Annotated in this window: 16 protein-coding genes; 7 read left to right on the forward strand and 9 right to left on the reverse strand. The window is 74.4% G+C overall.

What is annotated here, in order from left to right; all coding sequences use genetic code 11:
- Positions 1–39 precede the first annotated feature (39 nt).
- From ACIP8Z_RS29920 to ACIP8Z_RS29950, 7 genes are read left to right on the forward strand one after another with little or no spacing between them, the layout of a single operon-like run.
- Positions 40–1,035 carry an ADP-ribosylglycohydrolase family protein gene (locus ACIP8Z_RS29920; RefSeq protein ID WP_355956537.1) on the forward strand — a complete coding sequence of 332 codons (996 nt, stop codon included), beginning with the start codon at positions 40–42 and terminating at the stop codon, positions 1,033–1,035.
- The gene (locus ACIP8Z_RS29925; protein WP_402088990.1) at positions 1,035–2,504 is read left to right on the forward strand and encodes an ADP-ribosylglycohydrolase family protein; all 1,470 of its coding nucleotides are present in this window, start codon (positions 1,035–1,037) and stop codon (positions 2,502–2,504) included. Before ACIP8Z_RS29920 ends, ACIP8Z_RS29925 begins: the two co-directional genes overlap by 1 nt.
- Positions 2,461–3,639 carry an ADP-ribosylglycohydrolase family protein gene (locus ACIP8Z_RS29930; RefSeq protein WP_402088992.1) on the forward strand — a complete coding sequence of 393 codons (1,179 nt, stop codon included), beginning with the start codon at positions 2,461–2,463 and terminating at the stop codon, positions 3,637–3,639. The genes ACIP8Z_RS29925 and ACIP8Z_RS29930 overlap by 44 nt, the downstream gene beginning before the upstream one ends.
- Positions 3,636–5,105, forward strand: coding sequence for an ADP-ribosylglycohydrolase family protein (locus ACIP8Z_RS29935; RefSeq protein ID WP_402088995.1), 1,470 nt, complete (start codon positions 3,636–3,638; stop codon positions 5,103–5,105). Before ACIP8Z_RS29930 ends, ACIP8Z_RS29935 begins: the two co-directional genes overlap by 4 nt.
- Positions 5,102–6,040: a ribokinase gene (gene rbsK / locus ACIP8Z_RS29940; RefSeq protein ID WP_402088998.1), complete on the forward strand. Its 939-nt coding sequence runs from the start codon at positions 5,102–5,104 to the stop codon at positions 6,038–6,040. The genes ACIP8Z_RS29935 and rbsK overlap by 4 nt, the downstream gene beginning before the upstream one ends.
- Positions 6,037–7,275, forward strand: a complete 1,239-nt coding sequence (locus ACIP8Z_RS29945) for a CaiB/BaiF CoA transferase family protein (RefSeq protein ID WP_402089000.1) — start codon at positions 6,037–6,039, stop codon at positions 7,273–7,275. The genes rbsK and ACIP8Z_RS29945 overlap by 4 nt, the downstream gene beginning before the upstream one ends.
- Before the next feature lie 5 nt (positions 7,276–7,280).
- Positions 7,281–8,126, forward strand: a complete 846-nt coding sequence (locus tag ACIP8Z_RS29950; protein WP_402089409.1) for an HpcH/HpaI aldolase/citrate lyase family protein — start codon at positions 7,281–7,283, stop codon at positions 8,124–8,126.
- Positions 8,127–8,205: 79 nt separating this feature from the next.
- On the opposite strand, the gene lgt is transcribed toward ACIP8Z_RS29950, so the two are convergent.
- The 9 genes from lgt to ACIP8Z_RS29995 all read right to left on the reverse strand — a co-directional run bounded on the left by lgt (position 8,206) and on the right by ACIP8Z_RS29995 (position 15,866).
- Positions 8,206–9,228 carry a prolipoprotein diacylglyceryl transferase gene (gene lgt, locus ACIP8Z_RS29955; protein ID WP_402089003.1) on the reverse strand — a complete coding sequence of 341 codons (1,023 nt, stop codon included), beginning with the start codon at positions 9,226–9,228 and terminating at the stop codon, positions 8,206–8,208.
- Between the two features lie 88 nt (positions 9,229–9,316).
- Positions 9,317–10,174 (reverse strand): DsbA family protein, encoded by an 858-nt coding sequence (locus tag ACIP8Z_RS29960; protein ID WP_402089006.1) that lies wholly within the window; start codon positions 10,172–10,174, stop codon positions 9,317–9,319.
- Positions 10,175–10,237: 63 nt separating this feature from the next.
- Positions 10,238–11,059 (reverse strand): tryptophan synthase subunit alpha, encoded by an 822-nt coding sequence (gene trpA / locus ACIP8Z_RS29965; protein WP_402089008.1) that lies wholly within the window; start codon positions 11,057–11,059, stop codon positions 10,238–10,240.
- Positions 11,056–12,345 (reverse strand): tryptophan synthase subunit beta, encoded by a 1,290-nt coding sequence (gene trpB / locus ACIP8Z_RS29970; RefSeq protein WP_402089011.1) that lies wholly within the window; start codon positions 12,343–12,345, stop codon positions 11,056–11,058. Before trpB ends, trpA begins: the two co-directional genes overlap by 4 nt.
- A gap of 401 nt (positions 12,346–12,746) precedes the next feature.
- On the reverse strand, positions 12,747–13,019 hold the full coding sequence (gene trpM, locus ACIP8Z_RS29975) for a tryptophan biosynthesis modulator TrpM (RefSeq protein WP_402089014.1): 273 nt from the start codon (positions 13,017–13,019) through the stop codon (positions 12,747–12,749).
- A gap of 7 nt (positions 13,020–13,026) precedes the next feature.
- Positions 13,027–13,836, reverse strand: coding sequence for an indole-3-glycerol phosphate synthase TrpC (trpC, locus tag ACIP8Z_RS29980; protein WP_383584462.1), 810 nt, complete (start codon positions 13,834–13,836; stop codon positions 13,027–13,029).
- A 155-nt stretch (positions 13,837–13,991) separates the two neighbouring features.
- Positions 13,992–14,468 (reverse strand): DUF2752 domain-containing protein, encoded by a 477-nt coding sequence (locus tag ACIP8Z_RS29985; protein WP_402089018.1) that lies wholly within the window; start codon positions 14,466–14,468, stop codon positions 13,992–13,994.
- A gap of 317 nt (positions 14,469–14,785) precedes the next feature.
- Complete coding sequence (locus ACIP8Z_RS29990) at positions 14,786–15,034, reverse strand: HGxxPAAW family protein (protein WP_319308650.1); 249 nt, start codon at positions 15,032–15,034, stop codon at positions 14,786–14,788.
- Between the two features lie 184 nt (positions 15,035–15,218).
- Positions 15,219–15,866, reverse strand: coding sequence for a TIGR02234 family membrane protein (locus ACIP8Z_RS29995; RefSeq protein ID WP_402089020.1), 648 nt, complete (start codon positions 15,864–15,866; stop codon positions 15,219–15,221).
- Between the last annotated feature and the right edge of the window lie 6 nt (positions 15,867–15,872).

The following is a 15,872-nucleotide window of genomic DNA, read 5'->3' on the forward strand; positions in this document are numbered from 1 at the left end:
CGCCGTCGATGCGCCCCCACCGAGGAAGGGGCCACGGACATGGCGACCACCACGGCATGCGATACGCGCGAACGGGCGAGAGGGGCGCTCCTCGGCCTCGCCGTCGGCGACGCGCTCGGCGCGCCCGCCGAGAACATGCGCCCCTCCGAGATCCGCCGCCGCTGGGGCCGGATCGAGGGCTTCGTGACGGACAGCCCGGCGGGCACGGACGACACCGAGTACGCCATCTTCTCGGCGCTGCTCCTCGCCCGGCACGGCTCGGCCCTCACCGTCCACCACGTCGAACGGGCCTGGCACCACTGGATCGCCGACCTCGACGAAGGCCCCTTTCGCGGCGCGGGCTTCTCGGAGCGCGGCACCCTGGAGAACCTCCGCCGGGGCCTTGCCGCACCGATCTCCGCGCAGCACCGGCACGCCTGGAGCGACGGTCTCGCCATGCGGGCGGCGCCGTTCGGGGTGTTCGCGGCGGGGCGCCCGGCGGAGGCGGCCCGACTGGTCGCGATCGACGGCAGCGTCAGCCACGACGGCGAGGGCATCTACGGCGGCCAGGCGGTCGCGGCGGGCGTCGCGGCGGCGATGGCGGGAGCGGGGGTGACCTCGGTGATCGCGGCGGCCCTCTCGGCCGTCCCGATGGACTCGTGGACAGCCCGCTCGCTGCGCCGCGCGGTGGTGGCCGCCCAGCGCGTCCAGCCGGACCCGCTGACCCGCGAGCGCCAGGTCCGCTCGGCGGTCGTCATCGGCGGCTACCCGTGGACGGACCTGGCCCCGGAGGCGGTGGGCCTGGCGTTCGGCGCCTTCGCGGCGGCGCGGGGCGACTTCCGTACGGCGGTCCTGACGGCCGTCAACATGGGCCGCGACGCCGACACCACGGCGGCGGTGGCGGGCGCGCTGGCCGGCGCGGCGGGCGGGGTGCGGTCGATCCCCGAGGAATGGGCCTCGGCCATCACCCCGGTCACGGGCAGCTGCCTCCCCTCGATGCGCGGCTACCACGTCCTGGACGTAGCGGACCTCCTGACCCCGGAGGGGGAATCCTGATGAGCGGCGACACGACGACGACCACGGCAGCAGTGACCGCGGGCCATGCGCCCGCCGCCGTGGGCGACACCCCCACCGCTGTGGGCGATCGTTCCCCAGGGCGGTGGGGGCACCCCCAGACGGAGTCTGGGGGTGGGTGGGCACAGCGCCCGTTGCCGGATACCGGCCTCCCGCTCCGCGCCCACCAGGACCTGACGGTGACCCCGCTGCCGGGCACCGACTCGCTGGACCTCGCCCCACCCCACGGCACGGGTTCATGGGGCGGCGCCCAAGAGGCCCGACAGCCCGAAGCCCCCCGCAGGCCACCGCGCGACGCAGTAGAAGGCCTCCTCCTCGGCCTGGCCGCGGGCGACGCCGCAGGATGGCCCGCCGCCCGGCACCGCGCCGCCCGCATGCCCGAGTGGACCCGCCGCCTCACCCGCGAGCTCGACACCTTCGCCGAGCAGAACGCCACGACCACCCTCCCCGTCCCCATCGCCCTCAACCAGCCCCCCGAGCCCCTCCGCCTCGGCCCCTCCGACGACGCCGAATGGGCGGTCTTCGCCGCAGAGGCGATCCTCACCGCCTCGGGCCCGGTCTTCACCGGCCTCCCCGAGGAGCGCCGTCTCCGCGCCGCCGTCGACCTCGCCTGGAACGCCCTCGCCGGACAGGTCGCCGCCGCGGCGGAACGCGCTCCGGAGGTCGAGTCCGCCGTGCTCCCGCTCCGCGCCCGGATCTCCGTCCGCGCGGGCCTCGGCAATCTCGCCACCGGCCTCCGTCCGCCCGCGACCGGCCACGACAACCCGCACTTCTTCGACGACGCGGCATGCGTCCGGGCCGTCGTCCTGGCCGTGGTGCACCCCGGCAACCCCCGCGCCGCGGCCGAACTCGCCGAGTTCGACGCCCGGTACACCCAGGACGGCGACGGCGTCCACGGCGCCCGCGCGATGGCGGCGGCCGTCGCCGCGGCCCTCGGCGGGGCGACGGTCGACGAGGCCGTCGAGGCGGCGCTCGCCGAGCTGCCGCCCGTCACCGAGATCGGCCGCAACGCCCGGTACGCGGTGAAGCTGGCCCAGACCGCCGCCTCGGCCTTCGAACTGGTCCCGCTCCTGGAACACCAGATCGTGGACCACGTCTACAGCTACGGCATCGCCGCCGCCGAGACCGTCCCGGTGGCGCTCGCCCTCGCCACCGCCGCCCGGGGCGAGATGACGGCCGCGGTCCCGGCCGCCGTCTGCCTCTCCCGGGTCGCCGACTCCGCGCCCGCACTGGCGGGAGCGCTCACCGGGGCGCTGGGCGGGGGCCGTTCGGTGCCCGCGACCTGGCGCGAGGCGTGCCGGACCCTCGCGGGCTGCGCGCTGCCCCGCCTCGCGGGAACGGATCTGGTCGAACTCGCCGGGCTGCTCGCAGCCACGGAACCACCCACCCCGGGTGGACAATCCAGACATGACACCCACAACACCCCCGGCTGTGACGCCCACACTGGATGACCGGATCACCGGCAGTCTCCTCGGGGCCGCCGTCGGCGACGCGCTCGGCGGCCCCGTCGAGGGCTACACCCCCCAGCAGATCCTGGAGCGCCACGGCGGCCGCGTCACCGGGATCGTCGGCCCGTGGAACGGCGACGAGTGGCGCACCGCCCGCCCCATCGCCCCGTACCACAAGGGCGACGGGCACGTCACCGACGACACCTTGATGACCCATGCGCTGATCCGGGTGTACGAGAAGGTCCGCGGCCACCTCGACGCGTACGCGGTCGCGGACCACCTCGTCCCTGACCTCATGGGCACCCCCGTCTGGATCCCGGAGCTGGAGGCGGAGGCCCTCCCGCTCCAGCGGATCTTCCTGGCGGAGAAGTGGCTGGTGACACGCATCCACTACGGCCATGTGGACCCGCGTGAGGCCGGCAGCGGCAACATCGTCAACTGCGGCGCCGCGATGTACATGGCACCGGTCGGGCTCGTCAACGCGGCGAACCCGGAGGCCGCGTACGCCGAGGCCCTCGACATCGCGGGCGCGCACCAGTCCTCGTACGGCCGCGAGGCGGCGGGGGTGTTCGCGGCGGCGGTGGCGGCCGCGTGCGCGCCCGGCGCCACGCCGGCGTCCGTGGTCGACACGGCCCTGTCCGTCGCGAAGGACGGGACGCGGGCGGCGATCGAGGAGGTGACGGAAGTGGCGGCCCGGCACCGGGACTTCGAGTCGGCGCTGACGCCGCTCCGCACGGCGGTGGCCCCGTTCGACTCGGTGGGTCCCGACTACCGCTCCCCCTCCCTCGGCGCCCGTCGCCCGTCCCGTCTGCACGCGATCGAGGAGCTCCCGATCGCGCTCGGCATGCTGCTCGTCGGAGAGGGCGACTACCGGCGTACGGTGCTGGGCTCGGTCAACTACGGCCGTGACTGCGACTCCATCGCCACGATGGCGGGCGCGATCGTGGGCGCGCTGCACGGGGAGCAGGCGGTGCCGGCGGAGTGGGCGAAGCGGGTGGCGGAGGCGAGCCGACTGGACCTGCACGCCCCTGCGAGGGCCCTGATGGAGGTGACCCACGAGATCTTCGCCCAGGACGGGAAACGCCGCCGGGCCCACGAGCAGGCGTTCGCGACCCTGACGGGCACGGCCGCCCGATGAACCTCCGCCTGACCTGGGTCCAACCGGAGGACCTGGTGGGCCACGAACTCCGCCAGGCGGCGGAGGACGGCCGCGACGCCCGCGCCGTCGCGGCCCGCTGGACGGCGGCGGGCGGCCCACCCGCCCCGCACACGGCCGGCGCGTCCGCCACCCCCCGCCCGGACCTCCGCCCCCTGGCGGAGGAACTCCTGGACACCCTGACGGCCCTCCCCACCCCCCTGTCGGACGACGAACCGACCCCCCTCCCCGAGATCAGAGCTCTGACGACCCCCCGCACCACCCCTCCCCCACACTCTGACGGGACCGCCGGCACCGCCACCGCCGCGGGGAATCGTCCCGCAGGGCGGTGGGCCCACCACGCCCCGCGCGAAGCGCCCTTGCTCCAGGGGTTCGGGAGCGAAGCCCCCGGTTCTCTCCCGCACCGCCTGCACGCCGCCTGGCTCGGCCGCGCCGCCGGCTGCCTCCTGGGCAAGCCCGTCGAGAAGCTCCCCCTCACCGCCATCCGCGCCCTCGCCCGCGCCGCGGGCAACTGGCCGCTCTCCACCTGGTTCACCGCCCGCGGCGTCCCGTCCGAGCTGCTCGCCGCCCACCCCTGGAACCGCCGCTCGGCCTCCACCTCCCTCGCCGAGAACATCGACGGGATGCCCGAGGACGACGACCTCAACTACCCCCTCCTCAACCTGCTGCTGCTCCAGCGCCACGGCCGCGGCTTCACCACCGCCGACGTCGCCCGCCTCTGGCTCGACGAGCTTCCCGCCGGCCGCACGTTCACGGCCGAGCGCGTGGCCTACCGCAATCTCCTCGACGGGATCGAACCCCCGCTGACCGCCGTCCACCGCAACCCGTTCCGCGAGTGGATCGGCGCCCAGATCCGGGCCGACGTCCACGGCTGGACCCACCCGGGCGATCCGGCCGCCGCCGCCGAGCAGGCGTACCGGGACGCGACCCTCACCCACACGGCGAACGGCGTCTACGGCGCCATGTTCGTCGCCGCCACCCTCGCCGCCGCCGCGACCGGCACCGCCGACGTCCACCGGTCGCTCGCCGAGGGCCTCGCCGTGATCCCACCGCGCTCCCGCCTCGCGCAGGCGGTCCGCCGAGGGATCGGACTCGCCCGCGACACCCCCGACTTCGACACCGTCGTCGATCGCCTGCACAGCGAACTCGGCGGGTACCACTGGGTGCATGCCGTCCCCAACGCCGCCGTGCTCGCCGCCGCCCTCACCCACGCCGACGGCGACTTCACCCGCTCCATCTGCGCGGCCGTCTCCGGCGGCTGGGACACCGACTCCAACGGCGCCACCGCCGGTTCGGTCGCCGGGCTCCTCGCCGGGCACCCCGACCGGCTGCCGGAACACTGGACCACCCCCCTCAAGAACCGTCTCGCGACCTCCGTCCCGTCCTTCGACGGCATCGGATTCGACACCCTGGCCGAACTGACCCACCGGGAGGCAGTACGCCCATGACCAGCATCGTCGTACTCGGCAGCACCAACATGGACCTCGTCGCCTACGTCCCGAGGGCCCCCGCCCTCGGCGAGACCGTCACCGGCCGCGCCTTCCGTACGATCCCCGGCGGCAAGGGCGCCAACCAGGCCGTCGCCGCCGCCCGCGCGGGCGGCGAGGTGTCGATGATCGGCGCGGTCGGCGCCGACGAATTCGGCACCAGGCTCCGGGACACCCTCGAACACTGCTCGGTGGACACCGATCTCCTCCGCACCGCCGAGGGCGCCTCCGGCACCGCGCACATCGTCGTCGACGACGAGGGCGGCAACGCGATCGTCGTCGTCCCCGGCGCGAACGGCACCGTCACCTCCCTCGACCACGGCGACGAGGCCCTCATCGGCACCGCCGACGCCCTGCTGCTCCAGCTCGAACTCCCCCTCTCCGTCGTCGTGGAGGGCGCCGCGACCGCCCGCCGCCTCGGCGTCCGTACGGTCCTCACGCCCGCCCCCGTCCAGCCACTCCCTCCCGAACTGCTCGCCACGATCGACCTGTTGGTGCCCAACGAGCACGAGGCCGCCGCCCTCACCGGCCTGACGGACCCCCGCGAGGCCGCCCTCGCCCTGCTCCGGGACGTCCCCGAGGTCGTCGTCACCCTGGGGGCGGCCGGCAGCCTGTACGCGGTCCGGGGCGCCGATCCGGTGACGGTGCCCGCGCCCCGCGTCCGGGCCGTGGACACCACCGCCGCCGGTGACACCTTCGTCGGCGCACTGGTGGTCGCGCTCGGCGAGGGGCGCCCCGCCCCCGAGGCCCTCGCCTGGGCGGGGGCCGCCGCCGCGCTCTCCGTCCAGCGCGAGGGCGCGTCGACGTCGATGCCCTACCGCACCGAGATCGAGGCCGCCTTCGGCTCCCTCGGCGAGCCCGAGGACACGGACGAGAAGGAGACCGACCCCGCATGACCCCCACACCCCAAGCACCGACCGCCCCGCCCGCGCCCGCCCCCACGCCCCCGGCACCCCTGCACGGCCTGCGCGTCCTGGATCTCGCGACCCTCTTCGCGGGCCCGCTCGCCGCCACGATGCTCGGCGACTTCGGCGCCGACGTCGTCAAGGTCGAGCACCCCCGCAAGCCCGACCCGTCCCGCGGCCACGGCCCCGCCAAGGACGGCGTCGGTCTCTGGTGGAAGGTCCTCGGCCGCAACAAGCGGGCGATCACCCTCGATCTGTCCTCCCCCGGGGGCCGTGACACCCTTCTCGCGCTCGCCGCCGACGCCGACGTGATCGTGGAGAACTTCCGCCCCGGAACCCTGGAACGCTGGGGTCTCGGCTGGGAGGAACTCTCCACCGTCAACCCGCGTCTGGTCCTCGCCCGGGTCACCGGCTTCGGCCAGTTCGGCCCGTACGCCCACCGCCCCGGCTTCGGCACCCTCGCCGAGGCCATGAGCGGTTTCGCCGCCATCACCGGCGAGCCCGAGGGCCCGCCCACCCTGCCTCCCTTCGGCCTTGCCGACTCGATCGCCGCCCTGGCCACGGCGTACGCGGTGATGACCGCGCTCACCGCGAGGACCACGACCGGGCGCGGCCAGGTCGTCGACATGGCGATCATCGAACCGATGCTCTCGGTCATCGGGCCCCACCCCCTCTGGTACGACCAGCTCGGCTATGTCCAGCCCCGCACGGGCAACCGCTCCCGCAACAACGCCCCCCGCAACACGTACCGCACCTCCGACGGCTCCTGGGTCGCCGTCTCCACCTCCGCCCAGTCCATCGCCGAACGCGTCATGACCCTGGTCGGCCGCCCCGATCTGATCGACGAGCCGTGGTTCGCCGACGGCACGGGACGGGCCGCGCACGCGGACGTCCTGGACGAGGCGGTCGGCTCGTGGATCGCCCGCCGCACCCGGGACGAGGCGATGGACGCGTTCGAGAAGGCCGAGGCGGCGATCGCCCCCGTCTACGACATCCGGGACGTCCTCGACGACCCCCAGTACCGGGCGCTCGGCACCGTCACCGAGGTGCAGGACCCCGAACTCGGCCCGATCAAGATGCAGAACGTCCTCTTCCGCCTCTCCGAGACACCCGGAGCCATCCGCTGGCCCGGCCGTCCCCACGGCGCCGACACCACCGCCGTCCTCTCCGAACTCGGCCTCACCCCCGCCGAGATCGGCAGCCTCCGCGAGCAGGGAGCGGTATGAGCAACATGAGCGAGACCCCGACCCGCGCGAACGGCACGACCCGCCGCTGGCCGTCCGCGCCCGCCCTCACCTGGCTGTACGCCCCCGGCGACCGCCCCGAGGTGGTCCGCAAGGCCCTGGCCTCCGGGGCCGACGTGGTCATCGTCGATCTGGAGGACGCGGTCGCCCCGCACCGCAAGGCGTACGCCCTCGACGCCACGGCCGATCTGCTCGCGGACCCGCATCCCATTCCGGTCCACGTCCGCGTCCACACCCCGCGCGACATCCCCACCCTGGCCCTCCTCCCCGGCCTCCACGGTCTTCGTGTTCCCAAGGTGACACACGCCACCGACATCCACCGGCTCGTCGAGCTGGCCCCGGGCCTCCCGCTCTACCCGCTCCTGGAGAACGCCCTGGCCGTGGAGCAGGCGTACGCCATCGCCACCGCCCACCCCGCGGTGCGCGGCATCGCGCTCGGCGAGGCCGATCTCCGCGCGGACCTGGGGGTACGGGAGGACCGCGCCCTGGACTGGTCGCGCGGCCGGGTGGTGGTCGCGGCCCGTGCGGCCGCCCTGCCGCCCCCGGCCCAGTCGGTCCATCCCGACATCAGCGACCTGGAGGCGCTGGCCGCGGGCTGCGCCCGGGGCCGGGCCATGGGCTTCTTCGGCCGGGCGGCCATCCACCCCCGCCAGCTCCCGGTCATCGAGCGCGCCTATCTCCCCACTCCTGAGGAGGTCGACGCGGCGCGGGAGGTCGTCGAGGCCGCCGGCCCCGAGCGGGGCGCCCTCGCCCTCCCGGACGGGCGCTTCGTGGACGCGGCGGTGGTGGCGGGCGCCCACCGCACCCTCGCCCTCGCGGCCCGCACGGCCTGACCGGCCCCTGTCTCCGGCATGCGAAAGGGCCGCCGGGACCTCTCGGTCCCGGCGGCCCTTTCGAGCGGCTGGAGGGTGATCAGCTCTTGGCGGCGGACCCGGCGCCGTTGTCGGCCCCGTGCTCCACGTCCCCGTCGGAACTGTCGGAGCCGTCGGGGCTGTCGGCGTTCCCGGCGTCCTTCCCGGTGTCCGGGAGGGCGTCCGTGACGGAGTCCTCGGCGGCGCCCTCGGGCGACGCGTCCTCGCCGTCGGCCGTCGCCCCGGCCGCCTTGTCCGCGCCGGCCTTCGCGGCCTTCGGCTCGACGACCTCCTCGCGGCCCGGGCGGATCCGCGCCGAGATCACCATGTAGACCACGGCGAGCACGAAGACGCCGATCGCGGTCCACACGTTCAGGCGCAGGCCGAGGATGTGGTGGGCCTCGTCGACGCGCATGTACTCGATCCAGGCCCGGCCCACGCAGTAGGCGGCGACGTACAGCGCGAAGGCGCGTCCGTGGCCGAGCTTGAAGCGGCGGTCGGCCCAGATGACGAGGACGGCGACACCGACGCACCAGAGCGACTCGTACAGGAAGGTCGGGTGGTACAGCCCGGCCTCACGGTTCGCGCTCTCGGTGATCTTCAGGGCCCAGGGCAGATCGGTCGGCTTGCCGTACAGCTCCTGGTTGAACCAGTTGCCCCAGCGGCCGATGGCCTGGGCGAACGCGATTCCGGGAGCGATGGCGTCGGCGTACGCCGGGAGCGGGATGCCCCTGCGGCGGCAGCCGATCCAGGCACCCACCGCGCCGAGCGCGATGGCACCCCAGATACCGAGGCCGCCCTCCCAGATCTTGAAGGCGTCGACCCAGTTCTCACCCTCGCTGAAGTACAGCTGGTAGTCGGTGATCACGTGGTAGAGGCGTCCGCCGACGAGGCCGAAGGGCACCGCCCAGACGGCGATGTCGGCCACGGTGCCGGCGGTGCCGCCCCGGGCGATCCAGCGCTTGTTGCCGTACCAGACGGCGACGAAGACACCGATGATGATGCAGAAGGCATAGCCGCGCAGCGGGACCGGTCCGAGGTTGATCACGCCGGTCGACGGGCTGGGAATGTAGGCAAGGTCCATGGCAGGACCGACGCTACCCTGCCGGGCGGGCGGGACGGCAGCCCACCCGGCAACGTATGGGTAACTAACCCGGGCCGGAAGCGGTGGCTCAGCCCGCCGAGGGAGAGCCCGGGGAGGCCGCCGGGGCCGTCGTCGGAGCCGCCGTGCCGGGCTTCTTGCCCTTGTTGGCCTCGGCGACCCACTTCTTCAGGTTCTCCGGGGAGATCTGCTCGTTCCCCTTCTGCGGGAAGACCGATTCTCCGTTGAGCAGGACGGACGGCGTGCCGCGGAAGCCGCCGTTCTGGAAGGCCTCGTTCGACTTGGCCACCCAGGTGTCGTGCGTGCCGTCGTTCACACAGCCGCGGAAGGCGGGCGTGTCGAGCCCCGGCACCTTCGCCGCCAGCTCGATCAGCTTGTCGTTGCTGCCGAAGGCGTCGTCCGTCTCCTGCGGCTGGTTGATGTAGAGGGTGTCGTGGTAGGCGGTGAACTTCCCCGCGTCCTGGGCGCACGCGGCGGCGTTCGCCGCGCGCAGGGAGCCGCTGCCGCCCATGTTCCCGTCGATGAGGGTGGCGAGGTGGTACTCGGTCCTGATCGCGCCCGCGGCCTCCAGCTCGTGGATGGTGTCCCGGAACGCGTTCTCGAACTGGGCGCACGCCGGGCAGCGGAAGTCCTCCCAGATCGCCAGCGTCGACGGGGCGTCCGCCTTCCCGGTGGGAATGGCGGGCTTGCCGTCCTCCTCGGTCGCTCCGGCGGGCGCGACGACCGGGCCCGCCTTGTCGGATCCGCTGTCCTTGTCGCCGCCCGCGGCGATCACACCGACGACCGCGGCCAGTCCGAGGACGCCGACCACCGCCGCCGACACGATCAGGATCCGCCGCTGCTTCTCGCGGGCCTTCTCGCGCTCGCGCTGCTGCTGGAGACGCTCCCGCGCACTCCGATTACCGTCACCACTGTTCTTCTGGCTCACGCCTCGGAAACGAACCGGGGAGGCACGTGCGTGCCTCCCCGGTCGCAGATCCACCCGGATGGGTTACGAAACGCGCCGGACGCCCTCGGCGAGTTCGGCCGCCAGTTCCCTTACGGCGGCGAGTCCCGCGCTCTCGTCGCCGTCGGCGTCGAGGATCCGCTTCACGAACGCGGAGCCGACGATGACGCCGTCGGCGAAGGCGGCGACCTCCTTGGCCTGGGTGGCGTTGGAGACGCCGAGGCCGACGCAGACGGGGAGGGCAGGGGCGGCGGCGCGGGTACGCCGGACCAGGTCGGCCGCCTGCTCGCCGACCGACTCGCGGGTGCCGGTGACACCCATGAGGGAGGCCGCGTAGACGAAGCCGGAGCCGGCCGCCGTGATGGTGGCGAGGCGCTCGTCCTTGCTGCTGGGCGCGACGACGAAGACGGTCGCGAGACCGTGCTTGTCGGCGTTCTCGCGCCACACCCCGGACTCCTGGACCGGCAGGTCGGGCAGGATGCAGCCCGCGCCGCCGGCCGCGGCGAGCTCCTCGGTGAAGCGCTCGACGCCGTACCGGTCGATCGGGTTCCAGTACGTCATGACGAGAACGGGCTTGCCGGTGGCCTCGTGGGCCTCGCGGACCGTCCGCATGACGTCGGCGATCTTGACGCCGCCGCGCAGGGCGATGTCGTCGGCGGTCTGGATGACCGGCCCGTCGAGGACGGGGTCGCTGTGCGGGAGGCCGACCTCGACCACGTCCGCGCCGCCGTCGAAGACGGCCTTGATCGCCGCGATGCCGCCGTCGACGGTCGGGAAGCCGGCCGGGAGGTACGCGATGAGCGCGGCCCGGTCCTCCGCCTTCGCCTTGGCGAGGGTGTCGGTCAGCAGCTGGATGTTCCCACTCACTTCGTGTCCCCCTCGATCTCCGCGGTGTCGTCGGCCCCGGCGTCCGCGGCGACCTCGGCGTCGGTCTCGTACAGGCCGAAGTAGCGGGCGGCCGTGTCCATGTCCTTGTCTCCGCGCCCGGAGAGGTTCACGAGGAGCAGGGCGTCCTTGCCGAGCTCCTTGCCGACCTCCAGGGCCCCGGCGAGGGCGTGCGCCGACTCGATCGCCGGGATGATCCCCTCGGTACGGGAGAGCAGCCGCAGCGCCTGCATGGCGGCGTCGTCGGTGACGGCACGGTACTCGCCGCGGCCGCTGTCCTTCAGGTACGCGTGCTCCGGGCCGATGCCCGGGTAGTCGAGGCCCGCCGAGATCGAGTAGGGCTCGGTGATCTGGCCCTCCTCGTCCTGGAGGACGTACGACCGCGAACCGTGCAGGATGCCGGGCTCGCCGGCGGTGAGGGTGGCCGCGTGCTCGCCGGTCTCGACGCCGTGGCCGGCCGGCTCGCAGCCGATCAGCCGGACGTCCGCGTCGGGGACGAAGGCGTGGAAGAGACCGATGGCGTTGGAGCCGCCGCCGACGCAGGCGATGGCCGCGTCGGGGAGGCGGCCGGCGCGCTCCAGGATCTGGCGGCGGGCCTCGACGCCGATGACGCGGTGGAAGTCGCGGACCATGGCGGGGAAGGGGTGCGGGCCCGCCACGGTGCCGAACAGGTAGTGCGTGCGGTCCACGTTGGCGACCCAGTCGCGGAACGCCTCGTTGATGGCGTCCTTGAGGGTGCGGCTGCCGGACTTCACGGCCACGACCTCGGCGCCGAGCATCCGCATCCGGGCCACGTTGAGGGCCTGGCGCTGGGTGTCGACCTCGCCCATGTAGATGGTGCAGTCGAGGCCGAAGAGGGCGCAGGCGGTGGCGGTGGCCACGCCGTGCTGACCGGCGCCGGTCTCGGCGATGACGCGGGTCTTGCCCATGCGCTTGGTGAGCAGGGCCTGACCGAGCACGTTGTTGATCTTGTGCGAGCCGGTGTGGTTCAGGTCCTCGCGCTTGAGGAAGATCCGGGCGCCGCCGGCGTGCTCGGCGAACCTGGGCACCTCGGTGAGGGCGCTCGGGCGGCCCGTGTAGTTGACCATGAGGTCGTTGAGCTCGCGGGCGAACTCCGGGTCGGACTTGGCCTTGTCGTACTCGACGGCGACCTCGTCGACGGCGGCGACGAGGGCCTCGGGGATGAACTTGCCGCCGTAGGCACCGAAGTAGCCCTCGGGGGTGGGGACCTGACCCTCCGGGTCGGGAATGAAGAACTCGCTGGACATGCGGATGCTCCTCGCGGGGCGGGTGCCCCGTGTTCTTTACGTGCGGTCGATGGTCACGGTATGCGCACGCTCCACTTCCCTCCGCCGACGTCGGCTGACGCCGCGCCCCGCCGCCCCCGTTGTGGGCATCTGTTCCGCTGGGGCGGAACGGGTGGGCACAACGGAACGGCGCCCGTTGCCGGGCCCAGGCTCCCTGCCGCCGTGACCGTGTGCGCCGCACTGGTGGTGCGGGTTCAGGCACAGGGGGCGGAGGAGCCGCCAGAGGGCGCCCTCCCGTGTGCCCACCCGTCCCGCCCTGGGGGTCCCCCGGACGGAGTCTGGGGGAGGGACGATTGCCCACACGGAGGCGGCGGGGGGCGGCGCGGTGCCGGGCGACGGCGAGGTCACGGGGCCGAAGGGCCTCAGTGGCCGCGTCGGTTCGTGGAGGTGCGCGCAGGGCGCCGGCGCCATCGCATGCCGTTGACCTGGCCGGGCTCGTCCCCGATGACGTACCGCACCCGGCGACCGTGGACACGGCGGGCGGGCGCGCGGCAGCCACGCGGACGGCAGCCCCGGGCCAGCGGGGCGTGCGGCGCGGGTACGGACGCGGCTGCGACGCGCAGCCTGCCGCCGGGCACGCCGACGGTCCCCCGGGCGGTGCCCGGAGGGGTCGGCGTGGCACGGCGGCGGGTCATGACGCGGTCAGCTCCGGCCGTGCCGGAGTGCCGGGTGGGCGCCCGCGGCGACCAGGTCTGCGACGGCGGCCTTCGGGTCGCGGCCGGTGACGAGCGACTCGCCGACCAGGACCGCGTCGGCGCCGGCGTTGGCGTAGGCGATGAGGTCGTGCGGGCCGCGGACGCCGGACTCGGCGATCTTGACGATGTGCGCGGGGATCTCGGGGGCGACGCGCTCGAAGGTGGAGCGGTCGACCTTGAGGGTCTTCAGGTTGCGCGCGTTGACGCCGATGATCCGGGCGCCCGCCTCGACGGCACGCTCGACCTCGTCCTCGTCGTGGACCTCGACGAGCGGGGTGAGCCCGATGGACTCGGCGCGCTCGATGAGGGAGACCAGGGCCTCCTGCTCCAGGGCGGCGACGATGAGGAGCGCGAGGTCCGCTCCGTACGCGCGTGCTTCCCAGAGCTGGTACGCGGTGACGATGAAGTCCTTGCGCAGCACCGGGATGTCGACCTTGGCCCGGACGGCCTCCAGGTCCGCGAGCGAGCCGCCGAAGCGGCGCTGCTCGGTGAGGACGGAGATGACGGCCGCGCCGCCCGCCTCGTAGTCCGCGGCGAGTCCGGCCGGGTCGGCGATCGCGGCGAGCGCGCCCTTGGACGGGCTGGAGCGCTTGACCTCGCAGATCACCTTGACGCCGTCGCCGCGCAGTGCGGCGACGCCGTCCTTGGCCTGCGGCGCCTTGGCGGCGCGCTCCTTGAGCTCGTCGAGGGTGACCCGCGCCTGCCGCTCTGCGAGGTCGGCGCGTACGCCTTCGATGATCTCGTCGAGCACACTCACGCGAGGGGCCCCCTTCCGGGACGGTGATGGTGATGATGAACCAGGTTCAGCCACATCGATCCTATCCGCAGGACGGCCCCGGACTCGCATCGGCCGGAGTCGCGTCCCACCTGCTGGGACTCCCTCAGGGGTCCCCGCGGCGCCGTGCGGGGCCCTCAGGGGGCCAGCGCGGAGCCGAAGGGAAGGTTCCGGACCAGGGTGAAGAGGGCGAGGACGGCCCCGATCCCCCACCACAGGACCGGGGAGACCGCGAGGCGCATGGGCACCCCGCGGATGGCACGAATCAGCCAGATGACCATGAGGACGCCGAAGAGGCCGTAGCCGATGACGGCGAGGGCGTTGGCACCGAGGGCGGCCGGAAGGTCGCCGTGGACGAAGGCGTGGGCGCTGCGGAGCCCGCCGCAGCCGGGGCAGTAGACGCCGGTGAAGCGGAGCAGGGGGCAGACGGGGTAGTGCCCGGGTTCGTTGGGGTCGACGGTCCCGACGTACGCGAAGGCGGCCGCCACCCCGGCGAGCGTGGCGACGGGCGCGAACAGCCGGCGCGCGAGCGACCGGGCCGGTGGCGCCGGCGGCGCCGGTACGGGCCCTCCGGTCCGGCCGGGTCCCCAGGCGCCCGGCGGCGTCACGGGCACCGCACCCGGCCACGCGGGCGCGTGCGGAGGCGTGACGGCCCCGGCACCCGGCCACGCGGACGCGGGCGCGGGCCCGGGCGGAGGCGTGACGGGCGCCTCTCCCGACGCCTCCCCCCGCACCTCGGGAGCCCCCGGCACTTCGGGAGCCTCCTGGCGGGCCGGTTCGGCCGGTGGCACAGGTTCACCCGGTCGGGTGCTGGATGCGTCGGTCACGGCTCCGGCCGTCGGCTGCGGGTCCACCCGGTGATTCTCGCCCCCGACGCGCGAGAGCGCAGCCCGGCACGGCCGGACTGCGCTCTCGGATGTGTCGTGGCGCGTCAGGAACGGGCCTGCGCGGTCGCGGCCTCGCGGGCGGCGGCGACGGCCGCCGACTCCTTCGGCATGCCGAGGCCCGCGGCCTTCATCGCACCGCCGACGATGCCGCCGAGGACGATGACACCCATGCCGGCCCAGAAACCGGCGATGTTGGCGGCCACCATGAAGACCCCGGCGATGCAGAAGCCGATGAAGGAGATGATGACACCGGTCCAGGCGGCCGGGGTGTGTCCGTGGGCGCTGCCCGCCATGAGTTGCTCCTCGTTGCAGTTGCTCGATGGTGAGGTCTCGCGTGCGCGGACTCTCGGCGCTCATTGTCCCGCACGCGGGCGCGCGAGGGTGAATCGGGGGTACCGGGACGATCACGCGTCGCGCGCGGCGGCGTCGTCGGGACCGGGGGCCGGCCCCGTCCCGCCCCGTGCGGGGGGTCGTCGGTCACGCCCCGTGCGTGGGGTCCTCACCGCGGTCCAGGGCCTTCCACAGGTCCTCGGGCCGGTCCGGGTCGGTCGTGGGGGCCTTTCGGGCGGCCCGCGGGGTGCCCGAGCGCTCGTAGCGGCCGCCCATCGCGGGCCAGCTCTTGCCGAAGCGCAGCGCGAAGAGTCCGGCGAGCAGGATGAGCACGGCACCCGCGGCGGTCACGTACGGCCAGACGGTGTGGCTCAGGCCGGCCACGGCGGCGGCCGTGTCGCCGCTGATGCGGGCGGCCTCGGCGTCCAGGGCGGCGCTGTCGGAGGCGCCGAGGACCGCGGCGAGCGCGGCGCCCGCGCCGCTGAGCGCGAGGAGCGCGGCGACGAGGGTGCGGCCGGTGCGGCGGACGGCGAAGACGGCGAAGAGCGCGGCGAGGCCGACGATCGCGAGGGCGGTCGGCACACCGGTGACGGTGCCGCCGTCGGCCTCGACGGGGACGCTGCCGCCGCCGACGGACGCGGTGCCCTCCGCCCAGATCTGGCCCGCGGAGAGCAGGACGACGGTGGCGCCGAGGGCACCGAGGAGGAGGGCCGCTGCCAGGCTGCGGCGGCCGCCGGAGACGGCCGCGCGGGCGGCCCGGGGCTGGGGTACGGGTACGGCACTCACGTACCCCACTATCCC

The organism is Streptomyces sp. NPDC088553 (assembly GCF_044752965.1).
GTDB lineage: Bacteria > Actinomycetota > Actinomycetes > Streptomycetales > Streptomycetaceae > Streptomyces.

Bases quoted from the DNA above. Each gene is read 5' to 3' on its own strand.
- ACIP8Z_RS29920 (WP_355956537.1), top strand. From the start codon at position 40: ATGGCGACCACCACGGCATGCGATACGCGCGAACGGGCGAGAGGGGCG.
- ACIP8Z_RS29925 (WP_402088990.1), top strand. From the start codon at position 1,035: ATGAGCGGCGACACGACGACGACCACGGCAGCAGTGACCGCGGGCCAT.
- ACIP8Z_RS29930 (WP_402088992.1), top strand. From the start codon at position 2,461: ATGACACCCACAACACCCCCGGCTGTGACGCCCACACTGGATGACCGG.
- ACIP8Z_RS29935 (WP_402088995.1), top strand. From the start codon at position 3,636: ATGAACCTCCGCCTGACCTGGGTCCAACCGGAGGACCTGGTGGGCCAC.
- rbsK (WP_402088998.1), top strand. From the start codon at position 5,102: ATGACCAGCATCGTCGTACTCGGCAGCACCAACATGGACCTCGTCGCC.
- ACIP8Z_RS29945 (WP_402089000.1), top strand. From the start codon at position 6,037: ATGACCCCCACACCCCAAGCACCGACCGCCCCGCCCGCGCCCGCCCCC.
- ACIP8Z_RS29950 (WP_402089409.1), top strand. From the start codon at position 7,281: ATGAGCGAGACCCCGACCCGCGCGAACGGCACGACCCGCCGCTGGCCG.
- lgt (WP_402089003.1), bottom strand. From the start codon at position 9,228: ATGGACCTTGCCTACATTCCCAGCCCGTCGACCGGCGTGATCAACCTC.
- trpB (WP_402089011.1), bottom strand. From the start codon at position 12,345: ATGTCCAGCGAGTTCTTCATTCCCGACCCGGAGGGTCAGGTCCCCACC.
- trpM (WP_402089014.1), bottom strand. From the start codon at position 13,019: ATGACCCGCCGCCGTGCCACGCCGACCCCTCCGGGCACCGCCCGGGGG.
- ACIP8Z_RS29990 (WP_319308650.1), bottom strand. From the start codon at position 15,034: ATGGCGGGCAGCGCCCACGGACACACCCCGGCCGCCTGGACCGGTGTC.